This window comes from Agromyces sp. P1_H4, from assembly GCF_056405255.1.
Genome location: NZ_JBFUCL010000004.1, coordinates 1 through 16,248, shown reverse-complemented (window position 1 = coordinate 16,248; position 16,248 = coordinate 1). Strand labels below are relative to the sequence as shown.

Here is a 16,248-nt window from a genome sequence, read left to right as displayed (position 1 = left end):
GATGGGGGTGGTCAGGATGGATGACCGTGGTGGATGGGCGGCGGCCGCGGCCGCAGCAGTGGACGGGACGGCGACGGCACCGCCGGGGATCAGTCGCAGGGCGCTGCTGGCGGTGGGGGCGGCCGCGCTCGCCGTGCCGATCGTCGCCGATCCGGCCCTCGCCGGCATCCGGGCGACCACTTCCGCCAGCGCCGTCCGCTCCGGAGCGGGTGCGGGAGCAGGTTCGGGCGCGGCGCGGGTGATCGCGGAGGCCGAGGGGGCGGCCGGGATGCGGCTCGAGGGCAGCCCGTGGATGGCGCCCAGCGCCTTCGGCTGGAGCGCGCTCTTCGCCTCGTGGCTCCTGCGCGACCATGGGCTTCCGGCGATCGCCTCGCCGCGCGAACTGTTCGCGCATCACCGCATCGCCGGGCGGACGCACGTCCTCCCCGAGCCCGGATCCCTCGTCTTCTACAGCCCGGGTGGGGACGCGGAGATCAACCATGTCGGCATCGTCACCTCGATGAGCGGCGGGGCGGCCCAGACCATCGAGGGCGACGTGCCGGGCGAGCTCCCGTCGGAGCTCACGTTCGTGCGGCGGTTCTCCGAACCCTGGTCGGATCGCGTCGTCTTCGCCACGCCCGACTACCGCACGGGCGGGGGACGCCGTCGATGACACCGAATGAGAAGGGCGGATTAAGAACAGGTTAAACCGGGCATACCTCGCTTGTGCCGCCCATCGGCCGATCGCAGGATGGGGGACACCGGAACACATCGACAACGTCGTCGTCGAACATCACGCACCATGCGAAGGGGACGACATGACGACGATGTTGGTGGCGACGAGCGGCGGCCATCTGACGCAGCTGCACCTGCTGCGGCCTCGAATCGCCCAGGGCGACGACGTCGTCTGGGTGACGGATGCCACGGCGCAGAGCGCCTCGCTCCTCGCCGGGGAGCGCGTCATCACCCTGCCGAACCGCGCACCGCGCGACTACCTCGGCATCCTGAACGACTTCCACGCCCTGCGTCCGCGGTTCCGTGCCGAGCAGGTCGCACGCGTCTACAGCACCGGAGCGCAGATGGCGATCTCGGCCATGCTCGCGGCGAAGGTCGCGCGGGTGCCGTTCTCGTACATCGAGAGCGGAACCCGGGTCCGTGAGCTGTCGGCCACCGGCCGGCTCCTCGATCGCGTGCCCGGCGTGAAGCGGTACGTGCAGTACCCGTTCGCCGAGAACGACCGCTGGGCCTACGCCATCTCGGTCTTCGAGGGCTTCGAGGTCGTTCCCGTGGTGCCCGAGACCGGCTCCACGCCGCGGGTCGTCGTGAGCGTGGGCGGCAACGCCCACTACGGGTTCGACCGCCTGATCCGGCGACTCCACGCCGTGCTCCCGCCCGAGTGGTCGGTGCTCTGGCAGGTCGGGCCGTCGGATGTCTCCGACCTGGGAATCGAGACGGTGCGGAGCCTCCCCGCCGAGCGGCTGAAGGAGGAGATCGCCGAGGCGGATCTCGTCATCTCGCACGCGGGCACGGGCTCCATCCTCACCGCACTGAGCCTCGGGAAGCGGCCGATCGTCGTGCCACGACGCGCGGCGCACGGCGAGCACGTCGACGGCCACCAGGACGACCTGGCGGCCTACGTCGATCGCGCGGGGCTGGCGCTCGTGCGCGAAGCCGACGAGATCACGATCGAGGATCTCGAGGAGAACCGTCGGTGGGCTGTGAAGCGTGCAGCCGACCTCGCCCCCGTCGCACTCGCCTGAGGCCCCGCCATGCGCGTGCTGCACGTGACCGAAGCGCTCGGCGGAGGAGTCCAGAGCGCCATCGTCAATTACGTCCGGGGGGTGCCCGAGGCGGAGCACTCCCTCTTCTCGCGAGCCCGTGACGGTCAGGGAACCCATGGGCTGCCCGGTGCGATCGCGCACGAGGGCTACCGTGGTGGCCTCGTCGGGTTCTTCACGCGCATGCGGCAGAAGGTGCGCGAGGAGTCGCCCGACGTGATCCACCTGCACTCGAGCGTCGGCGGAGCCGCGCGCGCGGTGCTCGGTTCGGGACCCGGCATCGTCTACTCGCCGCACTGCTACGCCCTGGAGCGAACGGATGTCTCGGCGCCCGAGCGCTGGTCGTACGAGGCCATCGAGCGCCTGCTCGCCCGGCGCCGGCAGGTCATCGTGGCAGTGAGCCCGCGGGAGGCGGAGCTGAGCCTGCGACTCAATCGCCGCAACCCGGTCGAGGTCGCCCACAACCCGACGCCGTTCGCCCACGTCACACGTGCTGCAGCCGACCGCGACATCGTGGTGATGGTCGGCCGCCTCTCACCGCAGAAGGCCCCCGAGCGCTTCGCCGCGGTCGCGCGGCTCGCCCACCGCGGCACGTTCGTGTGGATCGGCGACGGCGACGCTGACAGTCGCGCGGAGCTCGAGTCGGCCGGGGTGCAGGTCACCGGTTGGCTGCCTCCCGAGGAGGTCCAGGCCTGGCTGCGCAGGGCGGCGCTGTACCTGCACACGGCGGCTTGGGAGGGCGGTCCGGTCTCGACGATCGAAGCAGCCGCCCTCGACGTCCCGGTGCTCGCACGGAGCATCCCCAGCATGGCGTCGCTCGGATACGCGCTCGCCGGCGGGACCGATGCGGAGATGGCGGCGTCGGTCGACGCGTTCTTCGACGACGAGTCCTATCGGGACGAGGTCGCGCAGGCCGGGCGCTACGTGGTGCGCAATTCGAGCCACGACGCGATGTCGGCGTCGCTGCGCGCCGCGTACGACCTGGCGAGGACGCAGACGGCGTCGAGCGGCGCCGTTGGAGAGACCGTGGGCCTGCGCCGCTGACCCCTCGTGGCGTCAGTGCAGGACGGGACCGCGGTCGTGTCCGCTCGCGTTCGGCGAGGCTGGGGCCAGGCCGGGCTCACGCACGCCGCCCTCCTGGGCGTCGGCACGGCGCACGACGCGACCGATCAGCAGTGCGACGATCACGGCCACGGCGATCCAGGCGGCGACGACGGCGACGATGGTGATGGCGATGGGATCCATCCTGGCTCCTCCTCGAGTCCAAGAGATACCCAACGGCCCACGATCGGCCGGTGGTGAGGCTCATGGTACTCGAATCGGGCCGCGGCGCGAGGAGGGGTGTGCACAGGGCCCCACCGGCGAGGGGACGCCGTCAGTAGGCGTCAGTAGGCGCCGTCGCTGGCGACGACCGCGCGGAGCGTCTTCCAGAGGATGATCAGGTCGCCCGTGGTGGTCCAGTTCTCGACGTAGAACAGGTCGAGTCGCACGGTCTCGTCCCAGTCGAGGTTGGAGCGCCCGCTGACCTGCCACAGGCCGGTGATGCCCGGCTTGACCAAGAACCGCCGGTGCACGTGCTCGGCGTACTGCTCGACCTCTCGGGGCAGCGGCGGCCGCGGACCGACGATCGACATGCTGCCGAAGAACACGTTGAACAGCTGCGGCAGTTCGTCGAGGCTGTAGCGCCGGAGGATCTTCCCGATCGGGGTCACCCGCGGGTCGTCCCGCATCTTGAACATGATCGAGTTGCCCGCCTCGCCCTCATGGCGCGCCAGTTCGGCGAGACGATCCTCGGCGTCCTCGTACATCGAGCGGAACTTCAGCATCTCGAACTCCTCACCGCGGAGTCCGATGCGCTTCTGCCGGAAGATGACCGTTCCGGGCGTGCTCAAGCGGATGACCATGGCGATGCCGATGAGCACCGGCGACAGCACGGCGATCAGCAGCCCGGAGCCGACGAAGTCGAACACGCGCTTGGCGTGGAGCTTGCCTCCGTCGTACCGCGGCGTCTCGACGTGGATGAGGGGGAGGCCCGCGACCGGCCTGGTGTGCAGTCGCGGACCGCCGATGTCCGTGAGGCTCGGCGCGACGATGAGGTGCTGCCTGCCCGGCTCGAGCGACCAGCTCAGCTCCCGGACTCGCTCGCGCGACAGCTCGTTCGAGCTCGTGATCACGACCGTGTCGGCGTCGACGGCCTCGAGGGCCTCGTTCAGCCGATCGAGCGAGCCCGAGACGGGGATGTCCGTACCGGGGATCACCCCGGCGACGAGGCCGTTCGACGTGCAGGCGCCCACGACGCGGAGGCCCGCCTGCGGCGACCGGGCGAGGTCACGCGCGGTCGCGGCGATCGACTCCTGAGATCCGACGAGCAGCACACGGCTCGACATCTGACCTGCGCGACGACGACGCGCGAGCCATTGGCGCCAGGTCCATCGGCTCGCGAGCAGGCCGACGAGGCCGAGGGGGAGCGCGAGGAGCAGGAAGCCGCGGAGGCCGTCGAACGCGAGCACGTAGACGAGGAGGCCGAGCGCGCACACCATCAGGATCGTGATGTGCAGCACCCGGCGGTACTCGAGTGCGCCCGAACCCACGACCCGCGGCGAACGGCTGCCCACGATCGACAGCGCGAGCGACCACGTGACGATCAGCAGCACGCCGAACACCACGGCGGCCGGTATGCCGACGAACTCCGCGGTCGCGAACTGCCTCGGTACCCCACCGAGCAGCAGTGCGCCGAAGACGCACACGGTGATGACAAGAAGATCGGTGGAGACGAGCATCCGGCCGTAGCGCTGTTCCCAGCTCGCCGACCGCGTCCCCCTCGAACTCCTCGCCATCTCGGTCTGAATGGCTTGAGTCAAGAGTTTCTCCCCCTCGATTGCTCATCAATGTAGAGAGGCGGGCGGGCGCAGTACTAGATCGCGTAGCCGGAATTTACATACTCGTCACGTGGGCTCAACCCGACCGGGTGAAGATGGAGGGGCACCCAGAGGGGTGCCTTGGAGCAGTGTGGCTTCCTCCGCGCACAGGCAGACCGGGACGAGATCCCGGGCCCGACCGGTAAGGAACCAATGACCCGATCCACCCGCTTCGCAGACGCCTCGGCACCGCCCGGGACGAGGACTCCCGCCCGCCGGCGGACCCCGTCGCGCGTCGTGGGGAGCCTCGTCGCGGTCGCCCTCACGGTGATGTTCTCGGGATGCGCGAGTGCAGCCGGCCAGGAACGGGCACCGACACCCGCCCGCAGCGCCGACATCGAGATCGTCGAGGCGCTCCCGTACTGGAGCGACGGTGACGCCACGCTCATGGCCGATGCCTGCCTGCCGGTGACCGAGGCGCCCGTCGCCGCCGTCATCCTGTTGCACGGCGGGGGCTTCACCGAGGGGGACCGCGTCGGCGGCGGCATGCGCGCACTCTGCGAGCTCATGGCGCACAGCGGCATGGCCGGCATCTCGATCGACTACCGGCTTGCGCCCGACTACGTCTTCCCCAGCCAGCTCGACGACGTCGCCCATGCCGTCGAATGGCTCCGGGCGCCCGAACAGGTCGAGCGATTCGGCCTCGATCCGGCGAAGATCGGCCTGCTCGGCAGCTCGGCCGGAGCCATCCTCGCGCAGACCTACGCGACCTCCGGCACCGGGCCGACCGACGAGGGCAGCCGGGTGGGCGCCGTCGTGTCCCTGTCAGGGGTGTCGCTCCTGACCGAGGCGGCGCTCCAACTCGGCGTCCCCAGCCCCGAAGCCGCCGCGATGGCGCTCAACTACCTCGGCTGCACCGACCCCACGGCCGCCAAGTGCCCGCAGGCGGCGACCGCGTCTGCCCTCCTCAACGTCGATCCCTCCGACCCGCCGATGTTCCTGGTGAACGGGTCGGCCGAGCTCGTCCCGGTCGAGCAGGCCGAGGCGATGCGCGACACGCTCGAGGCGGCCGGGATCCCCGTCGAGTTGACCATCGGAGCGGATGCCGGCCACGGCGTCCAGCTGCTGACCAGTGAAGTTCGTTCCCGCCTCGTCGAGTTCCTCGCCGAGCACCTGTAGAAAGGCGAACGCCATGTCCGTAACGTCCCAGAATCACGCGGGAACCAGCACCCTGATCGAACCGTCCTCGCTCCTGCTCACGACCGCATCATCACCGGTCGCGGGTCGCGGGAGCGTGAACGACGAGTTCCGACCCACCGAGCCGAACGGAGGCCGAGGAGTGGAATTCACCGAGGTCGTGCGCACGATCGGCAGGAACTGGGTCCTCATCGTCGTCACGGTGCTCGCCGCGTCCGTCATCGGCTGGCTCGTCGCGGCGACCAGCGCGCCGACGTACACCGCCGAGAGCAAGGTGATGCTGAGTGCGGTGACGGTCACGGCCGCCCCGCAGGAACAGGTGCAGGGCAACAACCTGGTCATCCAGCAGATGGGCACCTACACGGCGCTGGTCTCCACTCCGCTCGTGCTCCAGCCCACGATCGACCAGCTGGCACTCGACAGCACCCCGGTCGAGCTCGCCGAGGACATCAGCGCGACGCCGGTGGAGGGGACCGCCATCCTCACGATCACCGCGGAGGGCGAGGACGCCGCGAGTGCGGCGGCGCTCGCCGACGCCCTCGCAGCCAACTTCGTGGCGGTCATCAGCGATCCGGCCGCCGGCGTCGGCGTTCCCGGCACGATCGCCGGGCGCGTCGTGCAGCAGGCCGAGCCGCCGGAGGATCCGAGCAGCCTGCCTCCGATCGTCATCGTCGCCATCGCCTTCGCCGCCGGGCTCGTGCTTGCGCTGCTGCTCGTCGTGCTCCGCGAGGTCTCGAACACCCGTGTGCGCAACGGCCGGGACCTCAGGAGGGCGACGGGTGCGAACGTGCTCGGCACCATCCCACGCGTACGAGGCCGCGCACGCGCGTCCATCCGGACGGCCATGGAGCGCAAGGGATTCGGTGAAGCCGTCCGGCTCGTCCGCCTCCAGCTCAAGCACCTGCTCGCCGGACCGCAGCCCGTGGTCGCCTTCACGTCGCCTGCGGGCCGCGAAGGCAAGACCACGGTCGCCGCGAGCGTCGCGCTCGCCCTCGCCGAGGACGGCACACGGGTGACGCTCATCGATGCCAACCTCCGCGCCCCGCGGCTCGCATCGCTCTTCGACATCTCCGCCGAGGGCGGGCTCGATGCCGTGCTCATGGGCTCGGCGCCGGTCGCGGCCGTGGAGCTGGCCACCGTCGCGCCCGGGCTCGACGTGCTCCCGGCCGGCAAGGTGGGCGCCGGCTCCAGCGAACTGCTGGGATCCGCCCGGATGCACGAGCTCGTGCGTGCACTGTCGAAGCAGTGCGACATCGTGATCCTCGATGCCGGATCGGCGGGAGAAGTGGCCGACGCCAGTGAGCTCGCGGCCGTCGCGACCGGATTCGTGATGGTGGTGCGGGCCGGGAGGACCCGTGCATCGCGGCTCCGCAACGCGGAGGCGAACGTGCGCGGCGTCGACAGCACCCTGTTCGGCGTGGTGTTCGACGACGTCCCCACGTCCGGCCCCGACGCGCGCGCCTGAGCGAGACGCGACGGTGAACCCGCTGGGGGAGCGAACGTGAGAACCGATGCATCGTCCTGGCTGTCGCCGGGTGTCCGCACGACGGCATGGTCCGTCGCCGGGGTGGGTGCCGCGGCGGTGATCGCGGCGCTCGGCTGGATCGACCCCGTGATCCCGTTCGCGGTGGTCGCGGGGCTCGTCCTGCTCGTCGTGGCGGTGTTCCTCCCGAAGCTGTTCGCGCTGCTGGCCGTCGTGACCATCGTCTTGACCAGCCCGATCCAATCGGCGCTCGGGGCTGCGGGCAGCTACGCGGACGAAGCGGTCGTGCTCCTCGCATTCGCGAGCTTCAGCACGCGGCGGTTCGTGACGGACCGGCGTCTCGTGTACCTGCCGGGCCTGCCGTGGTTCGGCCTCTTCATCGCCATGGGCGTACTCAGCGGCGTCGCCAACCGCGTCGCCTTCGGCACCATGAGCGAGGCGATGCTCCTCATCCTGAAGGGCCTGATCTTCGCCTTCGCGCTCGCCCAGCTGCGGTGGACCGTGCGCGACCTCCAGTTCCTCGCCAAGATCGGAGCGGTCGCGGTCATCTTCTTCGCGTTGACCGGCGTGATCAACCTCGTCGCACCCGGAGTCTGGTCGTCGCTGATCTCCGGAGACGCACCGGTCACCGCGGTCATGGGGGTGCCGGCGCTGAGCGGACCCTTCCAGCATCCGGCCGCCTTCAGCCGATTCTGCGCGGTGCTGGCCATCGCGCTCATCTCCTACGGGCTCATCGTGCGGGCATCCGTGGGGAACGCGATCCTGCTGCTCGTCACCGGCGGGCTGGCGGTGCTCACGTTCCAGGTCAAGACGATCATCGGCCTGGGGGCGACGGTGGGCCTTCTCTTGCTGCGATACGGACGCCCCGTCATGTGGGTCGCCGTCCTCTGCGTGGTGCCCCTCATCGGGGTCGTGATCGTGCCGCCGCTCTACGAGCTGATCGCCGGCGACTTCGAGGTCTACGTCGTGCAGGATTCGGCGCGCTCGGCACTGACGCTCGGTTCCCTGTCGGTCGCGGCCCACTACTTCCCGCTCGGCGCGGGCTTCGGCAGGTACGGGAGCTACACGGCCGGCGCGACGTACTCGCCCGAGTACGTCGAGCTCGGGTTCACCCACATCTACGGGCTGGGGCGCGGGGACGCCGGGATGTTCCTGAACGACACGCAATGGCCTGCCATCCTGGGCGAGAGCGGATGGCTCGGCGCCGCGTTCTTCGCCGCGGGGATCGTCGCGATCTTCGTCTCGCTCTGCAGGCCGACCTCGGCCGCCGAACCGACGCTGGTCAAGTGGCTGCGGGTGACGGGCATCGGCTGGCTGCTGGTGCTCCTGATCGAGTCCGTGGCGGCACCGGTGTTCGTGTCGGCACCCTCCTACCCGTTCGTCTTCGCGGCGGCCGGCATGCTCGCCTCCTTCCGCGACAGCGCTCGCTTCCCCGAACTCCGCCTTCCTCGATCGGCCGCGATCCCGAAGCAGACGGCGGTTCGCAGTGCGGCGCTCGTCGAGTGAGCGCGGCCGATCGTGACCGCCGCATCGCCGCCCCGGCTGCACTACCTCGACGGGCTCCGGGCGTCGCTCATGGTGCTCGGCATCCCCTACCACTCGGCGCTCGCGTTCTCGGGGCTGCCCTGGCTCGTCGGCGCTGACGTACCCTCGCCACTCCTCATCGCGTTCGCAGAGTTCCTCCACATCTGGCGGATGCCCACGTTCTTCATCGTGGCCGGCTTCTTCGCGCTCATGGTCGTCCGCAGGCGGGGTGCCCGTCGTTGGTACGCCGGWCGACTGCAGCGACTGGGGATCCCGCTCCTCTTCGGCATCGTGGTGCTCAGCCCCATCCAGTGGGCCATCATCGCGGCATCCCGCGGCGCCTGTGGTCGCTCGATCTGGGACTTCATGGTCGCGCAGTGGTCGCACCCCGGCTCCTACTGGACGATGCACCTCTGGTTCCTGGTCGTGCTGCTCATCTACTCGGGCGTGCTCGCGCTGCTCTTCGCGCCGCCGATCCGCCGGCACGTCGCTCGAGCGACGGCCACGATCACCGGCCGCCTGGCGGGCTGGCGGTTCGGCCTCCTCGCCTACCTCGCCGCGTCGTCGGCGATCGTCGTCCTCGGCCTCGCGGTGTGGACGGCCGGTGGCATCGCGGGCCTGCTCTCGAACCTCGTCTCCCGCAATCTCGTGATCTATGCACCGGCCTTCCTCACCGGTCTGGTCCTCGCCTTCCGCCCCGCGTACCTGGAGCGGTTCATGCAGCTCCGGAGGACGCCCCTGCTCGTCCTCGGCCTCGCCACCGCGGCCTACTTCATCGGCATGGCGCTGGCCGGGGCATCCGATGCACCCGCGGCGCTCGTGACCCAGGCCGTGCTCTGGCCCGTCGCCGGGCTCGTCTGGGCCGCGCTCGCGTTCAAGGTGGCGACGCGGGTCTTCCGCGAGCGGTCGCGCATCGTCGACTGGCTGGTCGACTCGTCACTCGTCGTCTACCTCGTGCACCAGCCCCTCGTGCTGGGCTTCGCGCTCCTCTTCATCGGTGCGGGAGTTCCCTCGCTCGTCGGCTTCGTCCTCACCGTGATCCTCACGGCGCTGGTCGCCGGTATCGCCTACGAGCTCGTCAACTGCGTGCCCGTGCTGCGCTTCCTGATGACCGGAACCGCCGCACCGGGAACCGGCCTGCTCAGCGGCCCGCGACCGATCAGCAGCGGGGTGCGGCCAGTGCCTTGACGAACGCGCCGCTCTGGTAGAGGTACTGGTGCACCCAGCCGCCCAGTCCCGACGGCTGGTCGGAGACGGCCCGCATGGTCAGCTCACCGTCGAAGCACCGGTCGATGATCATGCGAGCACGCGACACGTGCGGGGTCATCGTGATGACGATGGCACTGTCCCAGCCCTGCTCCTGTGCCGTCTCGGCGAGGAGCCGGGCCTCGCCCTGCGTCGTGGCGGGGTCGGGCGCACGGCACAGCACGTCGCCGCCCGGAAGGTTGCACGCGCTGAACCGGCCACGCGATGGCGTGCCCTCGGCGAGGGCGTCGCCGGGAACCGAGATCAGCATCTCGTCGGCCGCGCCCGTCTCGATGAGCTTGCGCGCGAGAGCGATCCGTGCCGGCGTCGGCGGGCCGATCACGTAGACCACGTCGGCCTGGGCCGGCACCGCATCGACCGCCGGGAAGACGTACAGGGGAAGCCCGACCAGGATGAACGCGACGACGAGCGCCCCGACGGTGATGGCCGCCGCGCCGACGGCACGGCGGAGGCGCCTCGCGGCGGTCCGGGGGCGGGCGGTCTCAGCTGCCGCGACGGGCTCAGCGGCCTCAGCGGTCGAGGGCGTCACGCCACAGCCGCTCGAGTCGGGGGTAGAGCGCCGAGGCCGAGTAGTGCTCGGCGAAGGTCCGCCGTGCGCGTTCGACCACGCGGCGCCGCGTCGGCTCCGACGTCATCACGCTGGCGAGCGCCCTGCGCAGGGACTCGACGTCGCCCGCGGGCACGAGGATCCCGGATCCGTCGCCGAGCACCGCGGGAATGCCGCCGACGTCGGTGGCGATCACGCAGGCATCCCGGGCCATCGCCTCGAGGATGAACATCGGCATGGCCTCGTCACGCGACGGCAGCACGGCGACCGCCGCCGAGTCGAGTAGGGCGAGGAGCTCGGCGTGCGGGAGCGAGCCGAACACGGTGGCATGCGGGAGGTCGCCCGGCACGAGCTCGGGTTCGGCGACCGGGCCCGCGATCTCGAGGTGCCAGGTGCCGTCGGGCTCGAGCGCCCGCCAGGCGTCGACGAGCACGTCGACGCCCTTCCTCGTCGACACCTTGCCGCCGAAGACGATCCGCGGATGCTTCTCCGCGGCGGGTGCGGACGCCACCGCATTGGGTACGATCTCGATCCGTTCCTCGGGGATGAAGCCGGCGACGGCGGCGCGGGTCGCCTCGCTCAGCACGAAGACCCGCGAGGCGGAGCGAAGCACCGGGCCGACGCGTTCGGGATTCGCGTTCGCGTAGTCGACGAAGCTGCTTCCGTGGAGGTGGGCGATCGTGGCGAAGCCGCGGCGGCTGGCCAAGCGGAGCAGGTATCCTTCGCGCACGAAGGAGCCCCCCTGCGAGAGGTGCACCACGACGAGGTTCCGCTCGGGGTCTCGAAGCCTCCGCACCGCCATGACGGCGCGCAGGAAGAGCAGGTACGCCCTGAGGCCGCGGCTCCCGTCACGCGACGGGATCACGCGGATGTCGAAGGACTCGAAATCCCAGGCGGTGTAGGCGTTGACGACCTGGGTCATGCCGCCGGCCACCTCGCCGCGCCGACCGACGTGCCACGCCACCAGGTCGTGCCCGAGGATCGTGGAGCTGCGGTCCCCGGCCATCAGCGCGCCTCCGCCAGAACGGGCGTCCGGTCGTTGGTCAGGAGCTGGGCGAGCTCGCTGCGCACCGACTCCAGGTCGGCCTTGGCCGTGGCCAGCGCCGCCATCATCTCCGCCCGGCGGGAGAGCACGTCGCCGAGACGCTCCTCGATGCCGGCCGCATCCATGCCGTCGGTGGCCACCGACACGTCCTGGATGCCGGCCGCCTGGAAGTGCCGGTCGATCTTGTCCGACCGGTCGACGAGGAGCGCGATCGGAACCGCGCCCTCGGTGTACGCGGCGATGAGCACGTGCATGCGGTCGCTGATCGCGAGCGCCGTCCTGCGATACGTCACCCGGAGCGCGAGTTCCTGGCCCTCGTGATCCGTCCCGTCCCAGTCCTGCAGCTCCGCACCGAGTCGGTCGGCGAGCCAGATCGATCGGGGGCTGTCGGGGAGCACCTGGGTGGCGACGACGATGCGCAGGCCGTTCGCGTCGGCGAACGAGCGGATGCCCCTGATCCATTCCGCCGTGGGAAGGGGGCGGTCGACGCGCATCGACACGACGATGGTGTCCCTGGCGCCGGGGTGGTCGAAGTCGTCGGGACCCTCGGCGAAGGCGAGGTCGGGCATGAGCTCGCCGCGTCCGAGGTACTCGACGGTCTTCACGTCCCGCCATGCCGTCAACTGGGAGAGCATGATCGACGGGGTGATCAGGAGCCTCGGCAGGGGCGCGAAGTTCCGCGAGCCGGCTCCGATCCTGGCGACCCGCCCGCCTCGTGCCCGCATCAGGCCCGCCATGGGCAGCATGCTCAGGTGTTCCTTCATGCCGACGAGGGTGAGCTGGATCTCGCCGGGCTTGAACACGTACGACCCGTCGCCCCGGGCGGCCGATCGCAGTCCGGCGCGATACCAGCTTCCGAACGAGCGGTAGACGACGTCATCGTCCCCTACGCCGAGCGCGATCGCGTAGCCGTCGGGAGATGGACCCACGTAGACGTGGAGCCGGCCGAGCGGCCGCAGCCACGCGATGAGCTGGCGACGCAGGATGATGTCGCCGATGTTCTCGTACTGCCCGACTCCCGGGACGAAGATCTGCGCCTGGCTCATGCTCGTTCTCCACTCGTGCGGCTCGCGTCGGAGCGTTCTGCGGTCACGGTCTGGTCGCGGACGCTGGTCCATCGGCGCGCGGCCGACTCGATGACGCCGCGGTCCAGGTCATCCACCTCGGCGCCCCTGCCGATGTCGAGATCGTTCAGCATGCCGGCGATCTGCTGCTGGTGATCGTCCACGTGCTCGCCGCGGCGCTTTCGTCGCACCACCGCGAGCGGGTAGATCCCGAGGTCGATGAGCCCGARGATCGTTCCCACTCCGGCGTGGGTGATGACGACGTCCGCGTCCCGCGCGTAGGCCTCGAACTCAGCCGCGTCGACGAAGGACCGCACCGTTCCGGGGAGGTCGCGTCGGGGCGGCGTGCTCCCCAACTGCCACACCGTGTCCTCATTCGCGATGCCCAGATCGAGGATGCGGTCGACGAGCGCATCGAACGCGAAACCCTTGATCGTGCCGAGCGTGATGAAGATCTTCAGCGGGCGCCGCGTGTCGACCGTCCGCCGGCCGCTCACGTAGTCGTTCAGTACGCTCGGATGCACCTTCCAACGCCCGTTCGACCAGGTCGCGTGCTGGGTCCGCATCTCGGCGAGCCGCGACATCGCGAGGACCCGCCCGGAGAGCGATGGTCCGTCGACTCGGGAGACGCTCTCGATGTACAGGGCCGGCATGCCGGCCAGGCGAGCGGCCGGGAGGGCGGCGAGCGCGAGCGCGGAGCCCGTGCTCACCGCCGCGTCGAAGCGCTGGCCCTTGAGTTCGGCTGAGATGCGTCGCCACGCCGCGTAGAGCGCGACGTAGTCGCGCGGCCCGACGTACGGCACGTGGAGCACGTTCCGGCCCGCGAGCAGCGACTTCTCCTGCAGCGAGTCGAACGTGACCCAGAGGGACTCGTCGGACGCGCCGAGCCCGGGCGCCAGCCGCACCAGTTGGGCGAGGTGGCCGCCCGTCGACGCCGCGAGCAGCAGCCGTCGCTCGGTGGTCGGGGCCAGCTCGAGTGTCCTAGGCATGCGTGCCCCCTTCCCGGCGGGAGGCCGACGCACGAACCGGTCGGATGCCGCGACTCACGTCAGGTCGCGCGCCGCCCTGCGGACGTCGCCAGATGGGTCGGTGGAACGAGCCGATGCGCGGGGCAGCGACGGCGGGACCAGCAGCCAGCGAGCACGTTGCGTGAGGCGAGCGAGCAGCAGCGACATGAGCACGGTGAACGCGACGAGCGCGAACTGCACCACGACGTTGATCGGTCGTGAAGAAGACCGCGAGCGCCAGGATGCGATTCCATCCGATGTTCTGCGCGGAGAGGAGCCCGGTCGTCACGAGCGTCGACACCAGCGCGAGCCCGCCCACCTGCAGCCAGCGGGGAACGCGTCGCAGCAGCCACGCCAGCAGCGTGAAGAGGAAGAGCGCGTACATGAACCAGTAGCTGCTGCTCGGCCACACCAGGATGAGCGCGAGGCTCAGGGGATTCGTCGCCGAGAGCTCTCCGAGCTCCCCGTTGATTCCGGGGACCACCAGGTAGAACACCGCCCGGATGACCGACCAGAGGATGTAGATGTAGAGGATCGGCCACAGTCGCCGACGCCAGGTCTGGCCGAATGTCCACGTGGAGGTCCGGAAGTTCATCAGGCCGGCGATGAGGAAGAACACCGGCATCGCGTAGAGCTCGCCGACCGCCTTCAGCACGCCGACCGTTCCGCCCACGCCCACGTGTGAGAGGTAGAGGGCCGAGTGGTAGTACACGACCATCAGGATCGCGACGCCCTTGGCGAAGTCGACCCAGGCCTTCCGGCCGATATTCCCGCGTTCGTAGATGGGTTGGGGAGTCTTTGAGCTCATCGTCTCGTCCAATCACGGGGAGACGGCCGCCCCGACTGCACAGGCCGGGTGCCTGGCCACTCCATCGGGTCTGCCGAGTCCCCATCGAAGTCGCCCCCAGGGTCCGGCAGTGATTGCAGTTCTCACGGTAGTGACGCGGTCTTACCGGCGTGAGTCGGCTGTGTAAACACTGGCTGCACGCCAGGCGTGCCGACGGGATGCGCGCCACGGTCATGCRCCTCCGCGACGGATCCCGACCCGGAACGCCGGCATGCTCACGCGTGCCGCGGTCAGGAGGGCGAACCGCTTGAAATCCCGTTTGCGCACCGTCGACCAGAGCACCGGTGCCGTGAGCGACTTCCTGATCTCACGGACGAGGCGTCCGGACTCGTCGGTTCCGTACGCCGGTGACGCGGCGTCCTTCATCCGGGAGAGCACGTCGAAGCGCGCCGTGTAGTAGCGGAAGTCCGGGCTCTCGAGGAGCGCAGGGTCCAGGCTCGTCGCCGTGGCGCGCACCACCGACGAGACCGTCGCCAGCGACTCCGCGCGACGGCTGCCCGATCGGATGATGGACCCCTGCCTCAGCTTGTACGTGTAGACGTCCACGTCGATCAGCGCGACGACGCCCGCATGCGCGATGGCCTGGGCCACCATCGCCTGGTCGGAATGCTGGCGCGAGCGGGTGAAGTCGATCGTGGCAAGCAGGTCTCGCCGGAACAGCTTGTTCCAGAGATGCCCGGTGATGTCGCCGCGGAGGAACCCGAGGAACGCCGACCTGGCGCCGAGCTCCCTCGGAGCGCCGAGGGCGCCGACCGGCTTCCGCGTCCCGTCGACGAGCAGGTACTCCGCTCCCGCGCAGACGAGATCGGCACGGTGCCGGCGGGCAGCGGCGACGAGGGTCACCAGCGCATCGGCGGGCCAGTCGTCGTCGGCGTCCACGAACCAGACGAACTCGCCCCGAGCCTCGCGCACGCCTCGCTCGCGGGCGGCGGCGACGCCCTCGTTCAGGGACTGCAGCAGGTACCGGACGCGAGGATGCGAACCGGCGAACTCGCGACCGATCGTCCCCGTGGCATCCGTCGACGCATCGTCGATGACGATGACCTCGAACGACGGATGCGTCTGCTCGACCAGCCGCCGCAGCGCCGTCTCGAGGTAGTCCTCGACGTTGAACGCCGGAACGATGATGGTGGCGTCCACCGTCGAGGCGTCCCCGGGTATCGAGTCGCTCATTCGATCCTCCGGATGAGTCGGGCGGGGACACCGCCGTAGACGGAATCGGCCTCGCAGTCCTTGCTGACGACGGCGCCCGCCGCGATCACCGCCCCGCGACCGATCGTCACGCCGCCGAGTACCGTGACACCCGCCCCGATCCAGCTGCCGTCGCCGACGACGATCGGCGCTGAGACGTTCGAGCCCGCGCGTGCGTTCGACGGGCCGATCTCATGGCTCGTGGGCAGGAGCTGCACGCTCGGCCCGATCGACACGCCGTCGCCGATGGTGATGGGTGCGCCCGACCCGATCAGGACGTTGGCGTTGAGGAACACGCGCTCGCCGACGACGAGGTGGTCCACGCCGCCGAGGAACTTGATGTACGGATACACGCGCACCGTGCGCGCCATGCGCACGCCGAAGGCCGACAGGATGCGTCGGCGCGAACGGGGTCCCCACACGGCCATGCCGCCGATGGAACTCGCGAGCGCACCTCGCGCC

General features: G+C 70.2%; 16 protein-coding genes. 7 read left to right on the top strand and 9 right to left on the bottom strand.

The window, feature by feature from the left end; genetic code table 11:
- Positions 1 to 16: 16 nt before the first annotated feature.
- From AC1DY2_RS00885 to AC1DY2_RS00875, 3 genes are all read left to right on the top strand, one after another.
- Entirely contained in the window at positions 17 to 652 is a 636-nt protein-coding gene (locus tag AC1DY2_RS00885) for a CHAP domain-containing protein (RefSeq protein WP_476760697.1), read from the top strand.
- A gap of 145 nt (positions 653 to 797) precedes the next feature.
- On the top strand, positions 798 to 1,739 hold the full coding sequence (locus AC1DY2_RS00880; protein ID WP_476760696.1) for a glycosyltransferase: 942 nt from the start codon (positions 798 to 800) through the stop codon (positions 1,737 to 1,739).
- 9 nt (positions 1,740 to 1,748) lie between these two features.
- Positions 1,749 to 2,801, top strand: coding sequence for a glycosyltransferase (locus AC1DY2_RS00875; RefSeq protein ID WP_476760695.1), 1,053 nt, complete (start codon positions 1,749 to 1,751; stop codon positions 2,799 to 2,801).
- A gap of 12 nt (positions 2,802 to 2,813) precedes the next feature.
- On the opposite strand, the gene AC1DY2_RS00870 is transcribed toward AC1DY2_RS00875, so the two are convergent.
- Complete coding sequence (locus tag AC1DY2_RS00870; protein ID WP_476760694.1) at positions 2,814 to 3,002, bottom strand: hypothetical protein; 189 nt, start codon at positions 3,000 to 3,002, stop codon at positions 2,814 to 2,816.
- 140 nt (positions 3,003 to 3,142) lie between these two features.
- Positions 3,143 to 4,618, bottom strand: a complete 1,476-nt coding sequence (locus AC1DY2_RS00865) for a sugar transferase (protein WP_476760693.1) — start codon at positions 4,616 to 4,618, stop codon at positions 3,143 to 3,145.
- 210 nt (positions 4,619 to 4,828) lie between these two features.
- Between AC1DY2_RS00865 and AC1DY2_RS00860 the strand changes: the two genes are divergently transcribed.
- The 4 genes from AC1DY2_RS00860 (at position 4,829) to AC1DY2_RS00845 (ending at position 10,007) form a co-directional block, all read left to right on the top strand.
- Positions 4,829 to 5,794, top strand: coding sequence for an alpha/beta hydrolase (locus AC1DY2_RS00860; RefSeq protein WP_476760692.1), 966 nt, complete (start codon positions 4,829 to 4,831; stop codon positions 5,792 to 5,794).
- 160 nt (positions 5,795 to 5,954) lie between these two features.
- Positions 5,955 to 7,277: a tyrosine-protein kinase domain-containing protein gene (locus tag AC1DY2_RS00855; protein ID WP_476760691.1), complete on the top strand. Its 1,323-nt coding sequence runs from the start codon at positions 5,955 to 5,957 to the stop codon at positions 7,275 to 7,277.
- Between the two features lie 36 nt (positions 7,278 to 7,313).
- Entirely contained in the window at positions 7,314 to 8,801 is a 1,488-nt protein-coding gene (locus AC1DY2_RS00850) for a hypothetical protein (protein ID WP_476760690.1), read from the top strand.
- A gap of 12 nt (positions 8,802 to 8,813) precedes the next feature.
- Positions 8,814 to 10,007: an acyltransferase family protein gene (locus tag AC1DY2_RS00845; RefSeq protein WP_476760689.1), complete on the top strand. Its 1,194-nt coding sequence runs from the start codon at positions 8,814 to 8,816 to the stop codon at positions 10,005 to 10,007.
- On the opposite strand, the gene AC1DY2_RS00840 is transcribed toward AC1DY2_RS00845, so the two are convergent.
- The 7 genes from AC1DY2_RS00840 to AC1DY2_RS00810 all read right to left on the bottom strand — a co-directional run.
- Positions 9,979 to 10,614 (bottom strand): YdcF family protein, encoded by a 636-nt coding sequence (locus tag AC1DY2_RS00840; RefSeq protein ID WP_476760688.1) that lies wholly within the window; start codon positions 10,612 to 10,614, stop codon positions 9,979 to 9,981. The genes AC1DY2_RS00845 and AC1DY2_RS00840 overlap by 29 nt on opposite strands.
- Positions 10,595 to 11,638, bottom strand: a complete 1,044-nt coding sequence (locus tag AC1DY2_RS00835) for a glycosyltransferase family 4 protein (protein WP_476760687.1) — start codon at positions 11,636 to 11,638, stop codon at positions 10,595 to 10,597. Before AC1DY2_RS00835 ends, AC1DY2_RS00840 begins: the two co-directional genes overlap by 20 nt.
- Positions 11,638 to 12,723, bottom strand: coding sequence for a polysaccharide pyruvyl transferase family protein (locus AC1DY2_RS00830; protein WP_476760686.1), 1,086 nt, complete (start codon positions 12,721 to 12,723; stop codon positions 11,638 to 11,640). Before AC1DY2_RS00830 ends, AC1DY2_RS00835 begins: the two co-directional genes overlap by 1 nt.
- Positions 12,720 to 13,730 (bottom strand): glycosyltransferase, encoded by a 1,011-nt coding sequence (locus AC1DY2_RS00825; RefSeq protein ID WP_476760685.1) that lies wholly within the window; start codon positions 13,728 to 13,730, stop codon positions 12,720 to 12,722. Before AC1DY2_RS00825 ends, AC1DY2_RS00830 begins: the two co-directional genes overlap by 4 nt.
- Entirely contained in the window at positions 13,723 to 14,556 is an 834-nt protein-coding gene (locus tag AC1DY2_RS00820) for an acyltransferase family protein (protein WP_476760684.1), read from the bottom strand. Before AC1DY2_RS00820 ends, AC1DY2_RS00825 begins: the two co-directional genes overlap by 8 nt.
- Positions 14,557 to 14,766: 210 nt before the next feature.
- Positions 14,767 to 15,768 carry a glycosyltransferase family 2 protein gene (locus AC1DY2_RS00815; protein ID WP_476760683.1) on the bottom strand — a complete coding sequence of 334 codons (1,002 nt, stop codon included), beginning with the start codon at positions 15,766 to 15,768 and terminating at the stop codon, positions 14,767 to 14,769.
- On the bottom strand, positions 15,765 to 16,248 hold a 484-nt coding region (locus tag AC1DY2_RS00810; protein ID WP_476760682.1), incomplete at its 5' end, for an acyltransferase. The genes AC1DY2_RS00815 and AC1DY2_RS00810, both read right to left, overlap by 4 nt.

Bases quoted from the DNA above. Each gene is read 5' to 3' on its own strand.
- AC1DY2_RS00885 (WP_476760697.1), top strand. From the start codon at position 17: ATGGATGACCGTGGTGGATGGGCGGCGGCCGCGGCCGCAGCAGTGGAC.
- AC1DY2_RS00880 (WP_476760696.1), top strand. From the start codon at position 798: ATGACGACGATGTTGGTGGCGACGAGCGGCGGCCATCTGACGCAGCTG.
- AC1DY2_RS00875 (WP_476760695.1), top strand. From the start codon at position 1,749: ATGCGCGTGCTGCACGTGACCGAAGCGCTCGGCGGAGGAGTCCAGAGC.
- AC1DY2_RS00870 (WP_476760694.1), bottom strand. From the start codon at position 3,002: ATGGATCCCATCGCCATCACCATCGTCGCCGTCGTCGCCGCCTGGATC.
- AC1DY2_RS00860 (WP_476760692.1), top strand. From the start codon at position 4,829: ATGACCCGATCCACCCGCTTCGCAGACGCCTCGGCACCGCCCGGGACG.
- AC1DY2_RS00835 (WP_476760687.1), bottom strand. From the start codon at position 11,638: ATGGCCGGGGACCGCAGCTCCACGATCCTCGGGCACGACCTGGTGGCG.
- AC1DY2_RS00830 (WP_476760686.1), bottom strand. From the start codon at position 12,723: ATGAGCCAGGCGCAGATCTTCGTCCCGGGAGTCGGGCAGTACGAGAAC.
- AC1DY2_RS00820 (WP_476760684.1), bottom strand. From the start codon at position 14,556: ATGAGCTCAAAGACTCCCCAACCCATCTACGAACGCGGGAATATCGGC.